This is a genomic window from Spirosoma rhododendri (assembly GCF_012849055.1).
GTDB lineage: Bacteria > Bacteroidota > Bacteroidia > Cytophagales > Spirosomataceae > Spirosoma > Spirosoma rhododendri.
On record NZ_CP051677.1, the window covers coordinates 4,093,176 to 4,108,927 of the forward strand.

General features: G+C 55.4%; 15 protein-coding genes. 8 read left to right on the top strand and 7 right to left on the bottom strand.

Annotated elements, in window-relative coordinates:
* Position 1 precedes the first annotated feature (1 nt).
* Entirely contained in the window at positions 2 to 787 is a 786-nt protein-coding gene (locus HH216_RS17000; RefSeq protein WP_169551886.1) for a bestrophin-like domain, read from the bottom strand.
* A gap of 363 nt (positions 788 to 1,150) precedes the next feature.
* Here HH216_RS17000 and murI point away from each other — a divergent pair, with 363 nt between their 5' ends.
* The 3 genes from murI to HH216_RS17015 all read left to right on the top strand — a co-directional run bounded on the left by murI (position 1,151) and on the right by HH216_RS17015 (position 4,606).
* Complete coding sequence (gene murI / locus HH216_RS17005; protein ID WP_169551887.1) at positions 1,151 to 1,990, top strand: glutamate racemase; 840 nt, start codon at positions 1,151 to 1,153, stop codon at positions 1,988 to 1,990.
* 121 nt (positions 1,991 to 2,111) lie between these two features.
* A complete protein-coding gene (locus HH216_RS17010; protein WP_254448476.1) occupies positions 2,112 to 2,879 on the top strand; it encodes a response regulator in 768 nt (255 codons plus the stop codon).
* Between the two features lie 95 nt (positions 2,880 to 2,974).
* Positions 2,975 to 4,606 (top strand): ABC-F family ATP-binding cassette domain-containing protein, encoded by a 1,632-nt coding sequence (locus HH216_RS17015; RefSeq protein ID WP_169551888.1) that lies wholly within the window; start codon positions 2,975 to 2,977, stop codon positions 4,604 to 4,606.
* Between the two features lie 252 nt (positions 4,607 to 4,858).
* On the opposite strand, the gene HH216_RS17020 is transcribed toward HH216_RS17015, so the two are convergent.
* Positions 4,859 to 5,701 (bottom strand): oxidoreductase, encoded by an 843-nt coding sequence (locus HH216_RS17020; protein ID WP_169551889.1) that lies wholly within the window; start codon positions 5,699 to 5,701, stop codon positions 4,859 to 4,861.
* Positions 5,702 to 5,866: 165 nt separating this feature from the next.
* Here HH216_RS17020 and HH216_RS17025 point away from each other — a divergent pair, with 165 nt between their 5' ends.
* Positions 5,867 to 7,216 (top strand): dihydrolipoyl dehydrogenase family protein, encoded by a 1,350-nt coding sequence (locus HH216_RS17025; RefSeq protein ID WP_169551890.1) that lies wholly within the window; start codon positions 5,867 to 5,869, stop codon positions 7,214 to 7,216.
* A gap of 125 nt (positions 7,217 to 7,341) precedes the next feature.
* On the opposite strand, the gene HH216_RS17030 is transcribed toward HH216_RS17025, so the two are convergent.
* From HH216_RS17030 to HH216_RS17040, 3 genes are all read right to left on the bottom strand, one after another.
* Entirely contained in the window at positions 7,342 to 7,740 is a 399-nt protein-coding gene (locus HH216_RS17030; protein ID WP_169551891.1) for an OsmC family protein, read from the bottom strand.
* Between the two features lie 23 nt (positions 7,741 to 7,763).
* On the bottom strand, positions 7,764 to 8,396 hold the full coding sequence (pyrE, locus tag HH216_RS17035; RefSeq protein ID WP_169551892.1) for an orotate phosphoribosyltransferase: 633 nt from the start codon (positions 8,394 to 8,396) through the stop codon (positions 7,764 to 7,766).
* Between the two features lie 104 nt (positions 8,397 to 8,500).
* Positions 8,501 to 9,781, bottom strand: a complete 1,281-nt coding sequence (locus HH216_RS17040) for a hemolysin family protein (RefSeq protein ID WP_169553420.1) — start codon at positions 9,779 to 9,781, stop codon at positions 8,501 to 8,503.
* A gap of 207 nt (positions 9,782 to 9,988) precedes the next feature.
* Between HH216_RS17040 and HH216_RS17045 the strand changes: the two genes are divergently transcribed.
* Together HH216_RS17045 and HH216_RS17050 are read left to right on the top strand one after the other, a co-directional pair.
* A complete protein-coding gene (locus HH216_RS17045) occupies positions 9,989 to 10,897 on the top strand; it encodes an ABC transporter ATP-binding protein (protein WP_169551893.1) in 909 nt (302 codons plus the stop codon).
* 102 nt (positions 10,898 to 10,999) lie between these two features.
* A complete protein-coding gene (locus HH216_RS17050; RefSeq protein ID WP_169551894.1) occupies positions 11,000 to 12,343 on the top strand; it encodes an ABC transporter permease in 1,344 nt (447 codons plus the stop codon).
* A gap of 1 nt (position 12,344) precedes the next feature.
* Here HH216_RS17050 and HH216_RS17055 read toward each other — a convergent pair whose 3' ends face one another.
* Both HH216_RS17055 and HH216_RS17060 read right to left on the bottom strand, forming a co-directional pair.
* A complete protein-coding gene (locus tag HH216_RS17055) occupies positions 12,345 to 13,160 on the bottom strand; it encodes a hypothetical protein (protein ID WP_169551895.1) in 816 nt (271 codons plus the stop codon).
* A 47-nt stretch (positions 13,161 to 13,207) separates the two neighbouring features.
* Complete coding sequence (locus HH216_RS17060; RefSeq protein ID WP_169551896.1) at positions 13,208 to 13,411, bottom strand: GDCCVxC domain-containing (seleno)protein; 204 nt, start codon at positions 13,409 to 13,411, stop codon at positions 13,208 to 13,210.
* A gap of 336 nt (positions 13,412 to 13,747) precedes the next feature.
* Here HH216_RS17060 and HH216_RS17065 point away from each other — a divergent pair, with 336 nt between their 5' ends.
* A complete protein-coding gene (locus tag HH216_RS17065) occupies positions 13,748 to 14,359 on the top strand; it encodes an RNA polymerase sigma factor (RefSeq protein WP_169551897.1) in 612 nt (203 codons plus the stop codon).
* A 108-nt stretch (positions 14,360 to 14,467) separates the two neighbouring features.
* Positions 14,468 to 15,580, top strand: coding sequence for a FecR family protein (locus tag HH216_RS17070; protein WP_169551898.1), 1,113 nt, complete (start codon positions 14,468 to 14,470; stop codon positions 15,578 to 15,580).
* Positions 15,581 to 15,752: the final 172 nt, after the last annotated feature.

Consider the following 15,752-nt stretch of genomic DNA (forward strand, 5'->3'; position numbering starts at 1 on the left):
CTTAGTAGGTCACCATTTCGTAGAGTACGGATTCGAAAGCACTGGCATCGACGCTGAAACCGCCCCGAAAGGGATTGTCCATCGCGGCCGTCAGAAACAGGAGTGAGCCCAGCAACAGCGCGATCAGCGAGGTGAGCGCCAGCTGGTGCGCACGGTCTTTCGATACGAAAAACCACGAAATGGCCACGTTGATGAGGGCACCCAGTATGATGACCCACCAGAGCAGCTCGGGCAGGTTTGCCTGATCTCCGCGCAGCCGTAGCCGGTGAGCGATCAACAGCTCGTTAAGCTGATTAATCGCCTGCTGATGAACGACATTGAGCCGGGGTGTATTGGGTATGAAGGCAAACAGATGGTTCTTGAACGACCGCAGAATTTTGCTGCTTTCCTGCGGTACCTCGCCCCGATGGTGAGCTGGCCAGTCCTGGTAGATAATCGATTTGACGTACTGCTTCAGCTCCTGCTGGTAGGCCTTCCGGTAATTGGCCGGGTAGGTGGCCATGTCCTGATACAGAGCCGCCGTAATGGTCGCTTCCTCATCGACCTGATTGGACAGGCTCTGGAAATTGCTCCACGCGCCCGCAGCGACCAGGCCAAGTAGAATGCCGTAGATGACCCCCGCCGACCCCAGAAAATAACTCACCAGGTCGTTGTGTTCAGCCGTCTCCGTAACGATTTTTGCGACCCAGGAACGCAGGCCGTATAGCCCGACTATGGAGAAAAGCCAGGTTGTGCCGCAGCAGAAAATGAAAAATAACCAGTTCGGTAAGGAATAAATCCAGTCCATTGAGTCAAGCGCGGTAACCGGTCAGGTGGCACGTCTCGCCAACCGACCGACAAGCATAGGTAAGCAACTGACCGGGATTCTGCCGGCCAGGTTTATTGGCGCTGCAAGATACGGTAGCTTGCTCATCTATCGGGTAGTTGGGGGCGGGTCAAAGCCGGGATTGTGCAGCCGGATGAGGGCGCCTTTAAATCAATCGGCCGCCGACTAATCGAGCGTTGTCCAGGCGTCGGTGTACGACCCGTTGCAATATTCGCGTTTGTGCGCAGCTTGCAGGACGAAACTTCCGGGCCGCAGCCGCGTTTGTTGAAAACCGCAGCCAGTTCAGCTACTTCGCTCAACTGTTGATCCCTATAAACCAGTACCATGTTACAACCGATTGGCGTATTCGATTCGGGCTACGGCGGCCTGACGGTCCTGCGTGAGATTGTCCGGGCACTGCCGCAGTACGATTACCTGTATCTGGGCGATAACGCCCGGACGCCCTACGGCCCGCGTTCGTTCGAAACGGTGTATCACTACACCCTGGAATGCGTGCAGCACCTGTTCGACCAGGGGTGTCGGCTTGTCATTCTGGCCTGTAACACCGCGTCGGCCAAAGCCCTGCGCAACATTCAACAGCTTGATCTGCCCCGGCTTTACCCCGGTGCTGGCCCCCACGACCCGGCACGGCGGGTGCTGGGCGTGATCCGGCCTACGGCGGAAGTGATCGGAACGTATTCGAAAACGGGCGCGGTGGGGGTACTGGCAACCCAGGGAACGGTGGCGTCGGAATCGTACGTGGTCGAGATCGAAAAGTTTTTCCCCGGCGTAACGGTGTTCCAGGAAGCCTGCCCGATGTGGGTACCGCTGGTTGAAAATGGCGAATACGATAGCCCCGGTGCCGATTATTTTGTCCGGCAACATATTGATCGTGTTATTGCAAAGTCGCCCGATATCGACACCCTGTTGCTGGCCTGTACACACTACCCCCTATTGATCGACAAGATACGGCAGGCTGTGCCGACAGCTACGACTGTGCTGAGTCAGGGGCAGATTGTTGCCGACAGTCTGGCCGATTACCTTCGGCGGCATCCGGCGATAGAGCAGCAATGTTCAAAAACCGGGCAACGCCAGTTTCTGACCACCGACTCGCCGGCTGATTTCGACCGAAAAGCCACGATGTTTTATGGCGAACCGGTTCAGTCGATTCATGTTGCGCTGTAACCAGTTGGACACATAATGTCTATGTTTATTAGTACATTTGTCTTTAGGAACGATAGACTATGTAAATTGCAATACCTCTTTGTGCCCACACATCAGAAAAGTTTAACCGCTCGATCAATACATGCAATCCGTTACTATTCTACTAGTCGAAGATGAAGCTATTCTGAGCATGGACCTTACCTACCGGCTCGAACAGATGGGGTACTACGTAGTCGACGCCGTTGATAACGGACCCGACGCGCTGCGTATCTGCGAGCAAAAGACGGTCGATCTGGTCTTGCTCGATATTCATATTCGGGGCGAGTGGGACGGGGTCGAAACGGCCCGGCGCATCCGGGAGATCAGCCAGATGCCGCTTATTTTTCTGACGGCCCTGACCGATGGACCTACCATCGATCGCGCCCGGCAGGTTGGCCCGTCGGCTTACATCACCAAGCCCTTCAACGACCTGAACCTACGTATCGCTATCGACCTGGCCATTTACAACGTCACCCGGTCGGCAACGGTTGTTTCGCCCATCCAACCGGCCACTGATACGTTACCGACCGAGGAGCCGTCGCGCGGGGAGATTATCATGCTGACGAAGGATCATGTGTTTGTCAAGCAGAACTACCGCTTCGTCAAATTTCCGATCTCCGACATCCGCCATCTGCAATCGGAGGGCAACTACACCGACATTGTTACGGCGAGCCACAAGTATACGCTGCGGCTGGTGCTGAACCGGGTACTGGAAAAGCTGCACGCCAACGAAATGGCCCGGACCAACATTGTCCGGATTCATCGCTCGTACGCCGTTAACCTGCGGCAGGTCACCACGTTCAGCGAACAGGAAGTGCAGGTGGGGGGCAGACAATCCCCGTCGGGCGGAGTTACCGCGTCGAGTTTATGAAGGGTGTACTGGCGCAGTAAGCCCGGCTGGTCAGGCGGCTTTCCGGCCAAAAAGTCGTATCTTTGTCGTCTCAATCTGACCAGAAAAATCACCAGATGGTTAATGTATCCAACGTCTCACTCCGCTATGGTAAGCGGGTGCTGTTCGACGATGTCACGATAAAATTTACCCCCGGCAACTGCTACGGCGTCATTGGTGCCAACGGGGCCGGTAAGTCCACGTTTCTCAAAATCCTGTCCGGCGAAATCGAAGCCCAGACCGGCACGGTCAGCATGTCGCCCGGCGAACGGATGTCGGTGCTGAACCAGAACCAGTCGGCCTACGATGAGTTTCCGGTGCTGCAAACCGTCATTATGGGCAACAAACGCCTGTACGACATCATGCAGGAGAAAGACGAGCTGTACGCCAAAACGGACTTCACCGACGCCGACGGCGAGAAAGCCGCTGAGCTGGAGTCTGAATTTGCCGAGATGAACGGCTGGGATGCCGAGTCTGATGCAGCAAGCCTGCTGTCGGGTCTGGGTATCAAGGAAGACATGCACTACGCGCAGATGAGCGACCTGAACGGATCGGAGAAGGTGCGCGCGCTGCTGGCACAGGCCCTGTTCGGCAACCCCGACGTGCTGCTGCTCGACGAGCCGACCAACAACCTCGACGTTGAATCGGTGGGCTGGCTGGAAAACTTCCTTGCTAACTTCGAAAACACGGTAATCGTGGTCAGCCACGACCGCCACTTCCTCGATCAGGTCTGCACGCAGATTGTCGACGTCGATTTCAGCAAAGTAAAACTCTACGCCGGTAACTATTCGTTCTGGTATGAGTCGAGCCAGCTGGCGTTGAAACAGCGGCAGGATCAGAACAAAAAGACCGAAGACAAGCGTAAGGAACTGGAAGAATTCATCCGTCGCTTCTCGGCCAACGCGTCGAAGTCGAAGCAGGCTACCAGCCGCGCCAAGTTGCTGGAAAAGCTGACGATCGACGATATTCAGCCGTCGTCGCGGAAGTACCCATACGTGCATTTCAAGCCCGAACGTGAGCCCGGCGATCAGATCCTGACCGTCGAAAACCTGACGTACACGGCCGAAGACGGCGTTAAGCTGTTTGAAAACCTGTCGTTCACGGTTAATAAAAACGACAAGATCTTCCTCTATAGCCGCGATGGTCTGGCGGTATCGGCGCTGCTGGATATCCTGTCGGGCGAGCGCACCGCCGATTCGGGCACGTTCCGCTGGGGCATCACGATCACGAAGTCATACTTCCCCAACGATACCGAGAAAGACAAGTTTTTCCAGAACGACCTGAGCCTTGTTGACTGGCTGCGGCAGTACTCGGAGGAGAAAGACGAAAGCTTTATCCGGGGTTTCCTGGGCCGGATGTTGTTTTCGGGCGAAGAGTCGCTGAAGAAATCGAGCGTGCTGAGCGGGGGTGAAAAAGTACGGTGTATGCTCTCGAAGATGATGCTGTCGGGAGCCAACGCGCTGCTACTCGACGAGCCGACCAACCACCTCGACCTCGAATCGATCGAATCGCTGAATAACGGCCTGATCGATTTCAAAGGGCCGGTGCTGTTCACATCGCACGACCACCAGTTTGTCCAGACGATCGCCAACCGCATCATCGAGATCACCCCGACGGGCCTGCTCGATAAGCTGATGACCTACGACGAATACCTAACCGACGCCCGCGTTAAACAACAGCGCGAGGAGTTGTATGCTGCCGTCGCATAGATTTACTACCGAAAGCAGAAAGCCCGCTAAGGATATCCTTGGCGGGCTTTCTGCTTTTTGTCTCTCGCAACCACAAGGGTCGTCCAGAATTTCATCACCTGTGGTAAAATCGCTGATTTTGTCATCCCGACGTCAGGAGGGATCTTCGCTAGCAGCGAACAGAACCAGCCATTGGCGAAGATCCCTCCTGACGTCGGGATGACAGAAAAAGCTTTTTCATGTATGCCTAAATAACTGCTTGGGCGAAACCTGTTACGCAAACACGGCCTGCTCGGCGATTGCTTTACCGGCGTTGAGGTCGGCTTGCAGACTATCGATCTTGGCCTGAATAGTCGTAACGGAGATTTTGCCAAGGGGTAGCCGCAGGGGTGGGTTGTCCTGCCGGGAAAGGGCCCAGATAGCGTCGGCGGCTTTATCGGGGTCGCCTTCCTGCTTACCATTGGCTTGCTCCATTCGCTGCCGGAAGGCCCCGGCTGTGCCGTCGTAGTCGGCAATATGCTGCTCCGCCTTTCCGAACGACGACCCGGCAAAGTTGGTGCGGAACGGCCCCGGCTCCACGAGCGTCAGGTGAATGCCCAGCGGGGCAATCTCAGCCGCCAGTGCTTCGCTGAGCCCTTCGACGGCAAATTTGCTGGCATTATAAATGCCGAATCCCGGTACGGCTTTCACGCCCGACTGCGACGAAATCTGGATGATCCGCCCGTGCCGCTGCTGCCGGAACAAGGGTAAAAACGCCTGTGTTACGGCCAGCATACCGAAGAAGTTGGCTTCAAACACCGCCCGTACGTCTGCTTCGGTGGCTTCTTCGACGGCCCCGGCAAACCCGTAACCCGCGTTGTTGACCAGTACGTCGAGTCGGCCGAAACGGTCCTGAACTGTCTGTACCGCTCGTTGAATCTGCTCGGGCTTGGTGACGTCGAGGAGCAGGGCCAGCCCCCGGCCGTCGTGCTGGGCGTTGAAGGCGTCGACCTGTTCGTGATTGCGGAAGGTGCCGACAACGAAGTCGCCGTGCTGCATGATGGTTTCGGCTAGTGACTTGCCTAAGCCGCCGGAGATGCCGGTGACAAACCAGATGCTGGTTTCAGGTTGGTTCATGGGTTGCTCAATTTTCGCTGATTAACGTAAAAGAAACGACTCGTGTTTCGTTCGTCCTGCCGTCGCGGTCCGGTATCGACGCATCGGCTGACCGGTAGTAAACCATTTTTTTAGCCACAAGGGCTATGTAACTGGTTATATCTATGACGAAACGAAAAACCGTACATGCAAACCGTAGATGTAATCGTAATCGGGACCGGGTCGGCGGGGGTGTCTGCTGCCGAAGCTGCCCGTGAAGCTGGTAAATCCGTAGCCATTATTGATAAACAGCCGTTTGGCGGCACCTGCTCGCAGCGCGGGTGCGACCCCAAAAAAGTATTGGTTGGTGTGGCCGAGATCAGCGCGCGCAGCAGTTGGATGACCGGTAAAGGCATCGATAAGCAACCCAAAATCAGCTGGGCCGATCTGATGGCTTTCAAGCGAACCTTCACGGAACCCATACCCGACCGCACGGTGGAGAAGTTCAAGGACGAAGGCCTGAAACAGTTTCACGGCGTCGCGACGTTTATCTTGGCCGACACCATTCGCGTGAACGACAAGGAAATCAAGGGTAAACAGATCGTGATTGCATCGGGCAACAAACCGATGACGCTCGGTATTCCCGGCGAAGAACTGCTGATCGACAGCACCGGCTTCCTTGATCTGGATGAACTACCGGACGAAATCGTGCTGGTTGGCGGGGGATACATCGCGTTTGAATTTGCCAATGTAGCCATGCGGGCTGGAGCGAAGGTGACAATCATCAACGACACGCCCCGACCGCTCGGTGGCTTTGATCCTGATCTGGTCGATTTACTGGTGAAGACGATGGAAGACGCCGGTATCACGATCCTGGTCAACGCAGCCGTGTCGGGCATCTCCGGCAAGCCGGGTAAGCTGACGGTTGAGTACAAACAGGACGGTAAAACGCAGTCGGTTAAAGCGGGACTGGCTGTACATGCGGCCGGTCGTGCGCCCGATATCGACGAACTCGCGCTCGATGTGGCGGGTGTAACGGTCGGCAAGAAAGGCGTGGTCGTGAACGACTACATGCAGAGCGTATCGAATCCCGCCGTGTATGCCTGTGGCGACGTGGCCGAGAAGGGGTTGCCACTGACACCGATGGCGTCGTACGAAGGCAAGATCGTCGGGACGAATCTGGTGGAAGGCAACACGACGAAGTACGAGCAGCAGCCTGTTCCGACAACGGTTTATGCTATTCCGCCGATGGCGTCGGTCGGGTTGACGGAAGCGAAGGCGAAGGAGCAGGGTAAAAAAGTAAAGGTAATTTTCAAAGACGCCGTGTCCTGGTACACCTCAAAACGCATCAACGAACCCGCTGCGGGATCGAAGATTTTGATCGATAGCAAAACGGACGAAATCGTTGGCGCGCACCTGCTGGGCGAAGGCAGCGACGAGGTTATCAATATTTTCGCCGTAGCGATGGCCCACAAGATCACCGCGTCGGACCTGACCAAAACGATTTACGCGTACCCAACCCGCTCATCGGATATCAGCTACATGCTAAAAGAGTAACGGATTAGTTTGTCCCCGACAGCTTCCAGCTGTCGGAGCCGTAGGCTAAGTGCGATTGCCTAATCAGCCGATAACGCGGCTCCGACAGCTGGAAGCTGCCGGGGACAGCCTAACAACTCAATAGCTTATTCGCCTGCCAGTGTCGTGCTGAACTCAGCGGGGTGTTCGAGAACCTGATGAATCGGGCATTTGTCGGCGATTTCCAGCAACCGCATCCGCTGCTCATCGGTCAGGTCGCCCGTAAGAACGAGTTGCACCTCAAAGCGCGACCGCTTGTGCTCCCGGTCGTGGCTGTAGTCGACGTGAACGACGGCCGTGTCGAGGGGCCACGCTTTGCGATCCGCGTACATGCGCAGGGTAATGGCGGTGCAGGCGGCAAGTGACCCGGCCAGCAACTCGCCCGGTTTCATGCCCCGATCCTGTCCGCCAACATCAGTCGGCTCGTCGGAAACGATGACCTGAGTGCCGGTTGTAAGGTGGGTTTCGTAGGGCGTACGCTCAATGCGCGCGGTGATGATTGGCATGATGACGGTGGGTATGCGGTGAATTACTGATCGGTCCAGTCGGCCGGATTTTCGCGCCAGGAGGCCAGCGAATCCAGCGCGTCGGCCGAGATGTAGTTCATGGCTTCTGCTTCGGTCAGCAGGGCGTTGTAGTCGCTCAGGCAAACAAGCGTAACGCCTTTGTCGGCGAAGTTTTTGTCGGCAACCGGAAAGCCGTACGTGAAGATCGCGGCCATGCCCAGCACTTCCGCACCAGCGGCACGCAGCGCATCGACAACTTTAAGCGAGCTGCCGCCCGTCGAGATCAGATCTTCGATCACCACAACCGACTGACCCGCTTCCAGTTGCCCTTCAATCTGCTTACCCATGCCGTGATTTTTAGGCTCGGGCCGGACATAGCAGTAAGGCAAACCCAGCACGTCGGCGACGAGTGCCCCCTGTGGAATACCCGCCGTAGCGACACCGGCAATGGCCTGCACGCCCGGAAACTGCTGCCGGATGGCGTCGGCCAGCGCATTTTTGATGTAGGTGCGAACAGCGGGGAAAGCCAGCGTCACGCGGTTGTCGCAGTAGATGGGCGACTTCCAGCCCGAACTCCAGGTAAACGGATTCTCAGGTTGCAGCCGGACGGCTTTTACTTCCAGCAGGTGCCGGGCAATGGTTTGTTTTTGGTTCATGGTTTTTACAATGTTGTTCAAGGTTTAAAGTCTAAAGTTTAAGGTTGGCAGTCAGTGTGATTCCCAACCTTAACCCTTAGACTTTAAACCTTGAACCTTAAATCTTATTCCCGATTCCGATGGACGTTGACCGTGTCGATGCGGGAGCCGTTCATGGAAACGATGGTGAACGTAAACGGGGCCAGTTCGATCACCTCTCCGACGCGGGGCAGGTCTTCGTTGGTGGCCAGAATCAGGCCGCCGAGGGTGTCGTAACTGCCTTCGGGTATCGCCCAGCCGTACTTCTCGTTCAGATCGTCGATCTCATGACGGGCGCTCAGCAGCCAGGTGTTGGCGTCGATCTGCCGCTCTTCCCAGTCTTCGTTGGCGTCGAACTCGTCCTGAATCTCACCGAAAATCTGCTCGACCATATCTTCGATGCTGACGATACCGGCCGTGCCACCAAACTCATCGACTACCAGCGCCAGATTCCGGCGTTCCGACAGAAACCGCAGCAGCAGATCCTGCGCGGGCATACTTTGCGGTACGGTGATGATGGGCGTTACAATGGATTCGATCGTGTCGGGTTTGCGGAACAATGACAGTGCGTGGCAGTAGCCAATTACGTCGTCGATGGTGTTGCGGTACACGATAATTTTGGAGTGGCCGCTATCCTGAAAAGCCTGCTGTAGCTCCGCGATCGTATCGTCGACTTCGACGGCGGTAATGTCCGTGCGCGGCACCAGACAGTCGCGCACCCGGACGTCGCGAAATTCGATGGCGTTGTTGAAAATACGGGTGTCGATCTCAACATCCTCTTCCGTGTTGGCCGTCTGATTGAGCTGTTGCAGGTAATGGTTAAGATCGGTCAGGCCGAAAACGGGCCGGATTTCGGGGTTGCGCTTGCGAAAGCCGTAGCGGATAATCAGTCGGGCGATGCCGACCAGCACCCGAACGAGCGGGGCGATGGTGCGGTAGATGATCCAGAGCGGTACGGCCAGCCGTTCCAGAAACCGGTCGGGGTGAATCAGCGCCAGACTTTTGGGAAGGTAATCGGCAACGGGCAGGAAAATGATCGTCAGAATCAGCGTTTCCAGCCCGATCAGTACCGACTCGTGCCGGGTCCAGTCGGGGGGGAGCAGGTCGATCAGCAGCGGGTTCAGGACCGTAACGCCCAGTACCGCGTAGATAACCAGAAAGAGCGTGTTGCCCGTCAGCGTAGTGCCGATAAAGAGGATCGGGTTGCGCAAAAACTCCGACACCAGCTTTTCGCCCAGAGGCCCCTGCTTGCCGTGCAGCTCGAAATAAAACCGGTTGACCGACACATAGGCCATCTCGACGGCGGAGAAAAAACCGGCCAGAATCAGGGCCAGCAGGGCACCCAGCAGTAGCGCGTATGAGTCTATGGGCATAAATACAGGATTCGGGTAGCAGGGTGTGGAGCAACCACGACCGCTCCGCAAAATTACGACGTACCGCCGGATCGCCAGTATACAAGCCGTGATTTACCACCACTCACCAAATTCAATCGCCATTTAACCTAATTTGTTTGCGGGTCACGGCAATGTCAGTAGGTTTACGAAACACAGCGGCTCATGCCGTCCCTATATACCATGAACATTCTGGAAACGCATCACATCGTCAAGCAGTACGCCGAACACCGTGCGCTTGACGATGTTAGTCTGGCCGTGCCGAAGGGTAGTATCTTCGGTCTGCTGGGCCCCAACGGAGCGGGGAAAACCTCGCTCATCCGCATCATTAACCAGATTACGGCCCCCGACGAAGGTGAGGTACTGCTGGGTGGGGAGCGACTCAATCCCGGCCACATCCGTAACATTGGCTACCTGCCCGAAGAGCGGGGGTTGTACAAGAAAATGAAGGTCGGCGAGCAGCTGTTGTACCTGGCGCAGCTCAAAGGGCTGAACGAACGGCAGGCGCTGGATAAGCTCAAAACGTGGTTTATCAAGTTCGATATCAAAACCTGGTGGGATAAGCAGGTTGAAGACCTCTCAAAGGGGATGCAGCAGAAGGTGCAGTTCGTAGCAACGGTCATGCACGATCCCGACCTGATTATTCTGGATGAACCCTTTTCCGGCTTCGATCCAATCAACGCCAACCTCATCAAAGACGAGATTCTGGAACTGCGCGACCGGGGCAAAACGATCATTTTCTCGACCCACCGCATGGAATCCGTCGAAGAACTGTGCGATCACATCGCGCTCATCAACCGGTCGCACAAGGTGCTCGACGGCTCCAAGCGGGCCATCAAAGAGCAGTTCCGGACGCACACGTACCACGTCGAATACAAGGGCGCACTAGGCGACCTGCCCGCTGCCTTCGCCCTCAAACAGACGGGCACCACCGACGACGGTTTCGAGCGTGCCGACATTCAGATTCCCCCCGACGCATCGGTCAACGACCTGATCCGCTTCCTCCTCGATCGCGTAGCCGTGCGCTCATTCGGCGAAAACATTCCCAGCATGAACGACATCTTCATCCGGACGGTGGGTGCAAATGATTGAATTAGTGACTGATAGAATGATTGAATAGGCTAACGCCCACTGTTTAAGTCATTCATTTCAACACTCGATAAATCAATCATTCAACAATTCAATCATTCAGTCATGAATACCATCTTTATCATTATCAAACGCGAGTACCTGGTTCGGGTGCGTAAGAAGTCGTTTATCATCATGACTATCCTGGGGCCGCTGCTTATCACGGCGTTCTACGGGGTCATTGGCTGGGCGGCTATCAGTTCGATCAACCAGAAGAAAATTGCCGTTGTCGACGACAGCGGTCTGTTCAAAGGCAAGTTCAAGCAGACAAAAGAGTCGGCGTATGCGTACCCGAAAGAATCGCTGGACGTGGCCAAGAAGTCGTTCGTCAAGCAGGGGTACGACGTGCTGGTGTACATCCCCAAAGACGTTATCGAGCAGCCGAAGACGGTGCGGATTTTTGCCGAAAAAAGCGTCAGTCTTGATGTGCAGAACAACGTTGAACGGGCCATTTCGCGCGAAATCGAAACGATTAAGCTGAACCGGGCGGGCATCACGCAGCAGGTGATCGAAGACGCCAAAGTCAACGTCGACGCGCAGACGATCAGCCTGAGCGAGGAAGGCGAGAAAAACAGCAGTTCGGTGGCCACGTCGATTATTGGTGGTGCCTGCGCCGTGATGATCTACATTATGATGCTGATTTACGGCACGCAGGTGATGCGGGGGGTAATGGAAGAAAAAACCAACCGCATTATCGAAGTGATTATCTCGTCGGTAAAGCCGTTTCAACTGATGCTGGGTAAGATCATCGGCGTCGCGTTGGTGGGCCTGACCCAGTTTCTGCTCTGGATCGTGCTGACGGTAGGTTTGCTCACGATTGGCTCGTCTATGCTGGGGAAATCGCCCAAAGAAACAGCACAGTCGGCCGTGACCAGCCGGGTTGGTAATGTACCGACAATGTCGGCCAGTGATCGGGAGGCTATGGAACGCAAGATGGCCGCTGCCGACGGCCCCGCGGCCAACATCATGGCGGCTATCGACACGCTGAACCTGCCGCTGATTATTTCGTGCTTTATGTTTTACTTCCTCGGCGGCTACCTGCTCTACAGCGCGCTGTTCGGGGCTATCGGCGCGGCCGTCGACAACGAGACGGAGACGCAGCAGTTCATGTTCCCGATCATGCTGCCCATCATCGCGTCCATCGCCTTTGCCCAGTTCGTCGTCCGCGACCCCGACGGCCCATTGGCGTTCTGGACCTCGATGATTCCGTTTACCTCGCCGGTGATTATGATGGTCCGGATTCCGTTTGGCGTACCGGGCTGGCAACTGGCCCTGTCGATGGTGCTGCTGGTGCTGGGCTTCCTCGGCACGATCTGGCTGGCCGCCCGTATCTACCGCGTCGGTATCCTGATGTACGGCAAAAAAATCACCTACAAAGAACTATCAAAGTGGGTGTTCTATAAGGGTTAACTTACCCGTTCTGGTGCGGCTCCCGGTGCAGGAGGCTGCGCCAGAACCGTTGCCAGCGGGTTGGCGCGGGAATAATCGCTATGCCACCTCCGGTGATCGTTTGTAGGTTACGGGTGACGGATTGCACCAGCGTAACATCGTTAAGTTGAAGTGATTTCTCCGTTCCCGTGGTCTGAATCTGGCATGAACTATAGTAGTCTGTACGTACTGTGCCACCACTGTTGATGTGAACGTTGAGCGTAGTCGGCTTTTCCAGCGCGGTAATTGTAAGGCTGTACGTACCATCACGATCGGTTTTCACCTGCCAACTGCCGTGGTAGTAGCCAACCTGGACGTAGGCGTTTGCTAGCGGCTGCACCGTACCAGTTGTATCGCGCAGCAGTACGCGTCCGGTGATCATCAGCGACTTCGTACGATCCGTAGTAAGTGGGAGATCGGCTCGTACGATTGGTGTAAAACTGGGCTGAACCGGCGACGTTTGCGTTGGGTGTGACGGGGTTGACTTTGTTGAGTGCTGCTGAGCCAGAGCTGTTTGCAGACCGAGCCAGCTCATAGCCAACAGGCTTAGCCAACGCTGCCAACTGCTTTCAATCGTGTCTGCCACCAGCAGGCGATTGAACTGATCGTCACGCAGGCGACCACACTGGGTTTCGGCCGTTGGCCGGGCTAGTCGTTTTATTAGTTCCTGATCGGATAAAGTTGTGTAGTCGACTACCGTTTTCTGGCAGCTGGTACAGAATCGGCCCGTATCATTCGGCTGCATATTGTCCCACGACTGGGGACAGGGCTGTGGAATCTGAACGGAGAAGCGACGCATGACCACCGGTGATTTGTTCAATAAGTGCGATGGTCCGTAAATACTACTTACGAACAGCACGACTTCTGCTGCTGAATGGGTGGGCACTTGACCGACCCGTAGGAGCAGAATACGCAGCAGTCGCCCGGCAGGGGGCGGAGCAGCGTCTGGCAATGGGTGCATTCGTAGAAGAACTGGCAGGCGTCCGTCGGCATGGTTTCGGTTTGCTGATGGCTGCACTGGGGGCAAGTGATGGTCGATTCAAGCGTCATGATTGGGCGAAGTATACGGGGAAAGTACCGCTTTTTCGCTGTGATGAGGAGATACTGAGAAGGGAACGTTACGATGGTGGGGATAAACGCGTGGTTTCGCTCGACCTGATCCACCTCTTACCCGCTTGGCAAGCCATTTACATGTTTCGGTAGGGCGGAAAAGATATGTGGCTGTGATTACTCAGGTAGCAAAAAAGCAGGGTGGTAGGCACCATCATGCGTTTGTCTATCAACTGCTACCGTGTGATTAACTTGTTGCCTGCAATAATGAGCTAGGTGCAATATATTCTTTACTAGATTATAATTGTATGTTTGTGTCACAGACACACGTACACAATGAATAATGAGTTGCAGCCCACTACCGTCGATGAGCAAAGCCTGTTATGGAGTCGTTTTAAAAACGGCGACTCACTGGCTTTTGGTCAGTTGGTGACGCAACATTACAAATTGCTGTATAACTACGCGACGAAGTTCTCGAAGGACAGCGCCTTTGTCGAAGACTGTTTACAGGAAGTGTTTCTCGACCTCTGGTACAATCGGGCCAGCCTGAGCGAGACCGTGTTCGTAAAAGCATACCTGTTAACGGCTGTACGGAACCGATTGCTGAAAGCACTGCGCCGTGCCGATTTTTTCCGGCCAATCGACGATTTGACATTTTCAGCAGATGCCGTCGAGCGGCCGGTGGAAGAGGTGCTGATCGCAGGAGAGCATCAGGAGGAGCAGGTGCGTCATCTTCAGCGCAGTATACTGCAACTGACACCCCGTCAGCAGGAGATCATCTACCTGCGGTTCTACCAGCACCTAAACAATGACGAGATAGCTCAACTGTTGACAATAAGCCGCCCCGCTGTCGCTAATTTGCTCAGTATATCGCTGAAAGAGCTACGTAAAAAGATTCAACTACCCATCGTTGTGTTTGTGTTACTGCTGGGCCCGGCCTTGCGCTAACTGGGTGAGTTAGAAAGGATTCATATTTTTTCGGAAAAAAGTTTACTTTTTTTTGGTGATAAACAACGCGGAGCTGGACTACTGATACTAGAGACTCCTTACGCGTTGATGAACAACTTCTCTAATTACACGGCCGATGACCTGGCAGCTGACCCTACTTTCGCCGAGTGGGTACGTCGGCCCGACGACCCACGCTACGCATTCTGGGCTGGGTGGGTAGCCCAGCACCCCGAACAGCAGGAAACGATTGTTCAGGCCGTCATACTCGTGCAGGCCATACATGGCTTGTACGATACCGATGAGTTGGTCGATCGGCATTTGCGGGAAAACGTACAGCGAATTGTAACAACCGCCCAGTCTACGGACTGGCGTCCCGATAAGGTTGTTGGCCAAAGGGCGACCTGGTGGCAGTGGTCGTCGGTCGCAGCCGCTGCGGTTTTATTAGTAGTAGCGGGCTTTTGGTATGTGCAATCACCAACCCGGCTGACTGGATCATCCAGTCCCGCTACGACTGCTGAACTCGCGCTGATCGAACGGTCGAATACGGGCACGCACCCCATGACGGTGCTGCTGAGCGATGGCAGCGTCGTTACGCTGGAGCCGAATAGCTGGCTATCATACCCGCGAACGTTTGCCGCTGACACCCGATTGGTCAACCTGTCGGGCGAGGCTTTCTTCGATATCAGAAAGAATCCGAAAAGGCCGTTTCTGATCCGTACAGACCGGTCGGTGACCCGCGTGCTGGGCACTAGCTTTCGAATTCGGGCCTTTCAGCAAAAACCGGTTAGCGTGCTGGTGCGTACGGGGCGGGTAGCTGTTTACGCGCTGGACAAGGCAGGAAACCCGTCGGATGCGTCGACGAAGAGCGACGTGTTGCTGCCCAATCAGCAGGTGGAGATCGCGGACGGCGTACTAACTAAACGAAATGTGCTGAATCGCAGCGCAGTCGCTCCAATTCAGGTAGGCCCCACGGAGATCTCATTCGATGATCGGCCCGTCGCGGATGTGCTGACAACGCTCGCTCAGCTGTACGAAGTAACCATCTCATTCGACGCTGATCGACTCAGCAGTTGTCGGATCACCACGTCTTTCGCCGACGAAACCCTGCCGGAACGGCTGAGCAGCATCTGTCGGGCAATCGGGGCCACCTACCGGATCGGCGCCGATCGAATCGACGTCATGAGCCAGGGATGTTCACCGGCTACCAATTTCACCAACTAACCCAGCGCCTATGATTTAAGCAAAGTTTACTCAGTAGTAACACAAAAAAAGCAACGGTGGGTCCAGCACCGTTGCCTGATTCATCCCTCGTCCGTATCGGTACCTGCAACGGCTTCCAGAAGCTGACGGGGACGTATTTGTCCTATCCTTAATCAAATTGAACAAATCCAGC

Excerpts from the sequence above, each read along its gene's own strand:
- HH216_RS17020 (WP_169551889.1), bottom strand. The coding sequence starts at position 5,701 with ATGAACCAACCTGAAACCAGCATCTGGTTTGTCACCGGCATCTCCGGC.
- HH216_RS17000 (WP_169551886.1), bottom strand. The coding sequence starts at position 787 with ATGGACTGGATTTATTCCTTACCGAACTGGTTATTTTTCATTTTCTGC.
- HH216_RS17015 (WP_169551888.1), top strand. The coding sequence starts at position 2,975 with ATGGTTAATGTATCCAACGTCTCACTCCGCTATGGTAAGCGGGTGCTG.
- HH216_RS17025 (WP_169551890.1), top strand. The coding sequence starts at position 5,867 with ATGCAAACCGTAGATGTAATCGTAATCGGGACCGGGTCGGCGGGGGTG.
- HH216_RS17045 (WP_169551893.1), top strand. The coding sequence starts at position 9,989 with ATGAACATTCTGGAAACGCATCACATCGTCAAGCAGTACGCCGAACAC.
- HH216_RS17070 (WP_169551898.1), top strand. The coding sequence starts at position 14,468 with ATGAACAACTTCTCTAATTACACGGCCGATGACCTGGCAGCTGACCCT.
- HH216_RS17010 (WP_254448476.1), top strand. The coding sequence starts at position 2,112 with ATGCAATCCGTTACTATTCTACTAGTCGAAGATGAAGCTATTCTGAGC.
- murI (WP_169551887.1), top strand. The coding sequence starts at position 1,151 with ATGTTACAACCGATTGGCGTATTCGATTCGGGCTACGGCGGCCTGACG.
- HH216_RS17065 (WP_169551897.1), top strand. The coding sequence starts at position 13,748 with ATGAATAATGAGTTGCAGCCCACTACCGTCGATGAGCAAAGCCTGTTA.
- pyrE (WP_169551892.1), bottom strand. The coding sequence starts at position 8,396 with ATGAACCAAAAACAAACCATTGCCCGGCACCTGCTGGAAGTAAAAGCC.
- HH216_RS17060 (WP_169551896.1), bottom strand. The coding sequence starts at position 13,411 with ATGACGCTTGAATCGACCATCACTTGCCCCCAGTGCAGCCATCAGCAA.
- HH216_RS17055 (WP_169551895.1), bottom strand. The coding sequence starts at position 13,160 with ATGCGTCGCTTCTCCGTTCAGATTCCACAGCCCTGTCCCCAGTCGTGG.
- HH216_RS17050 (WP_169551894.1), top strand. The coding sequence starts at position 11,000 with ATGAATACCATCTTTATCATTATCAAACGCGAGTACCTGGTTCGGGTG.
- HH216_RS17030 (WP_169551891.1), bottom strand. The coding sequence starts at position 7,740 with ATGCCAATCATCACCGCGCGCATTGAGCGTACGCCCTACGAAACCCAC.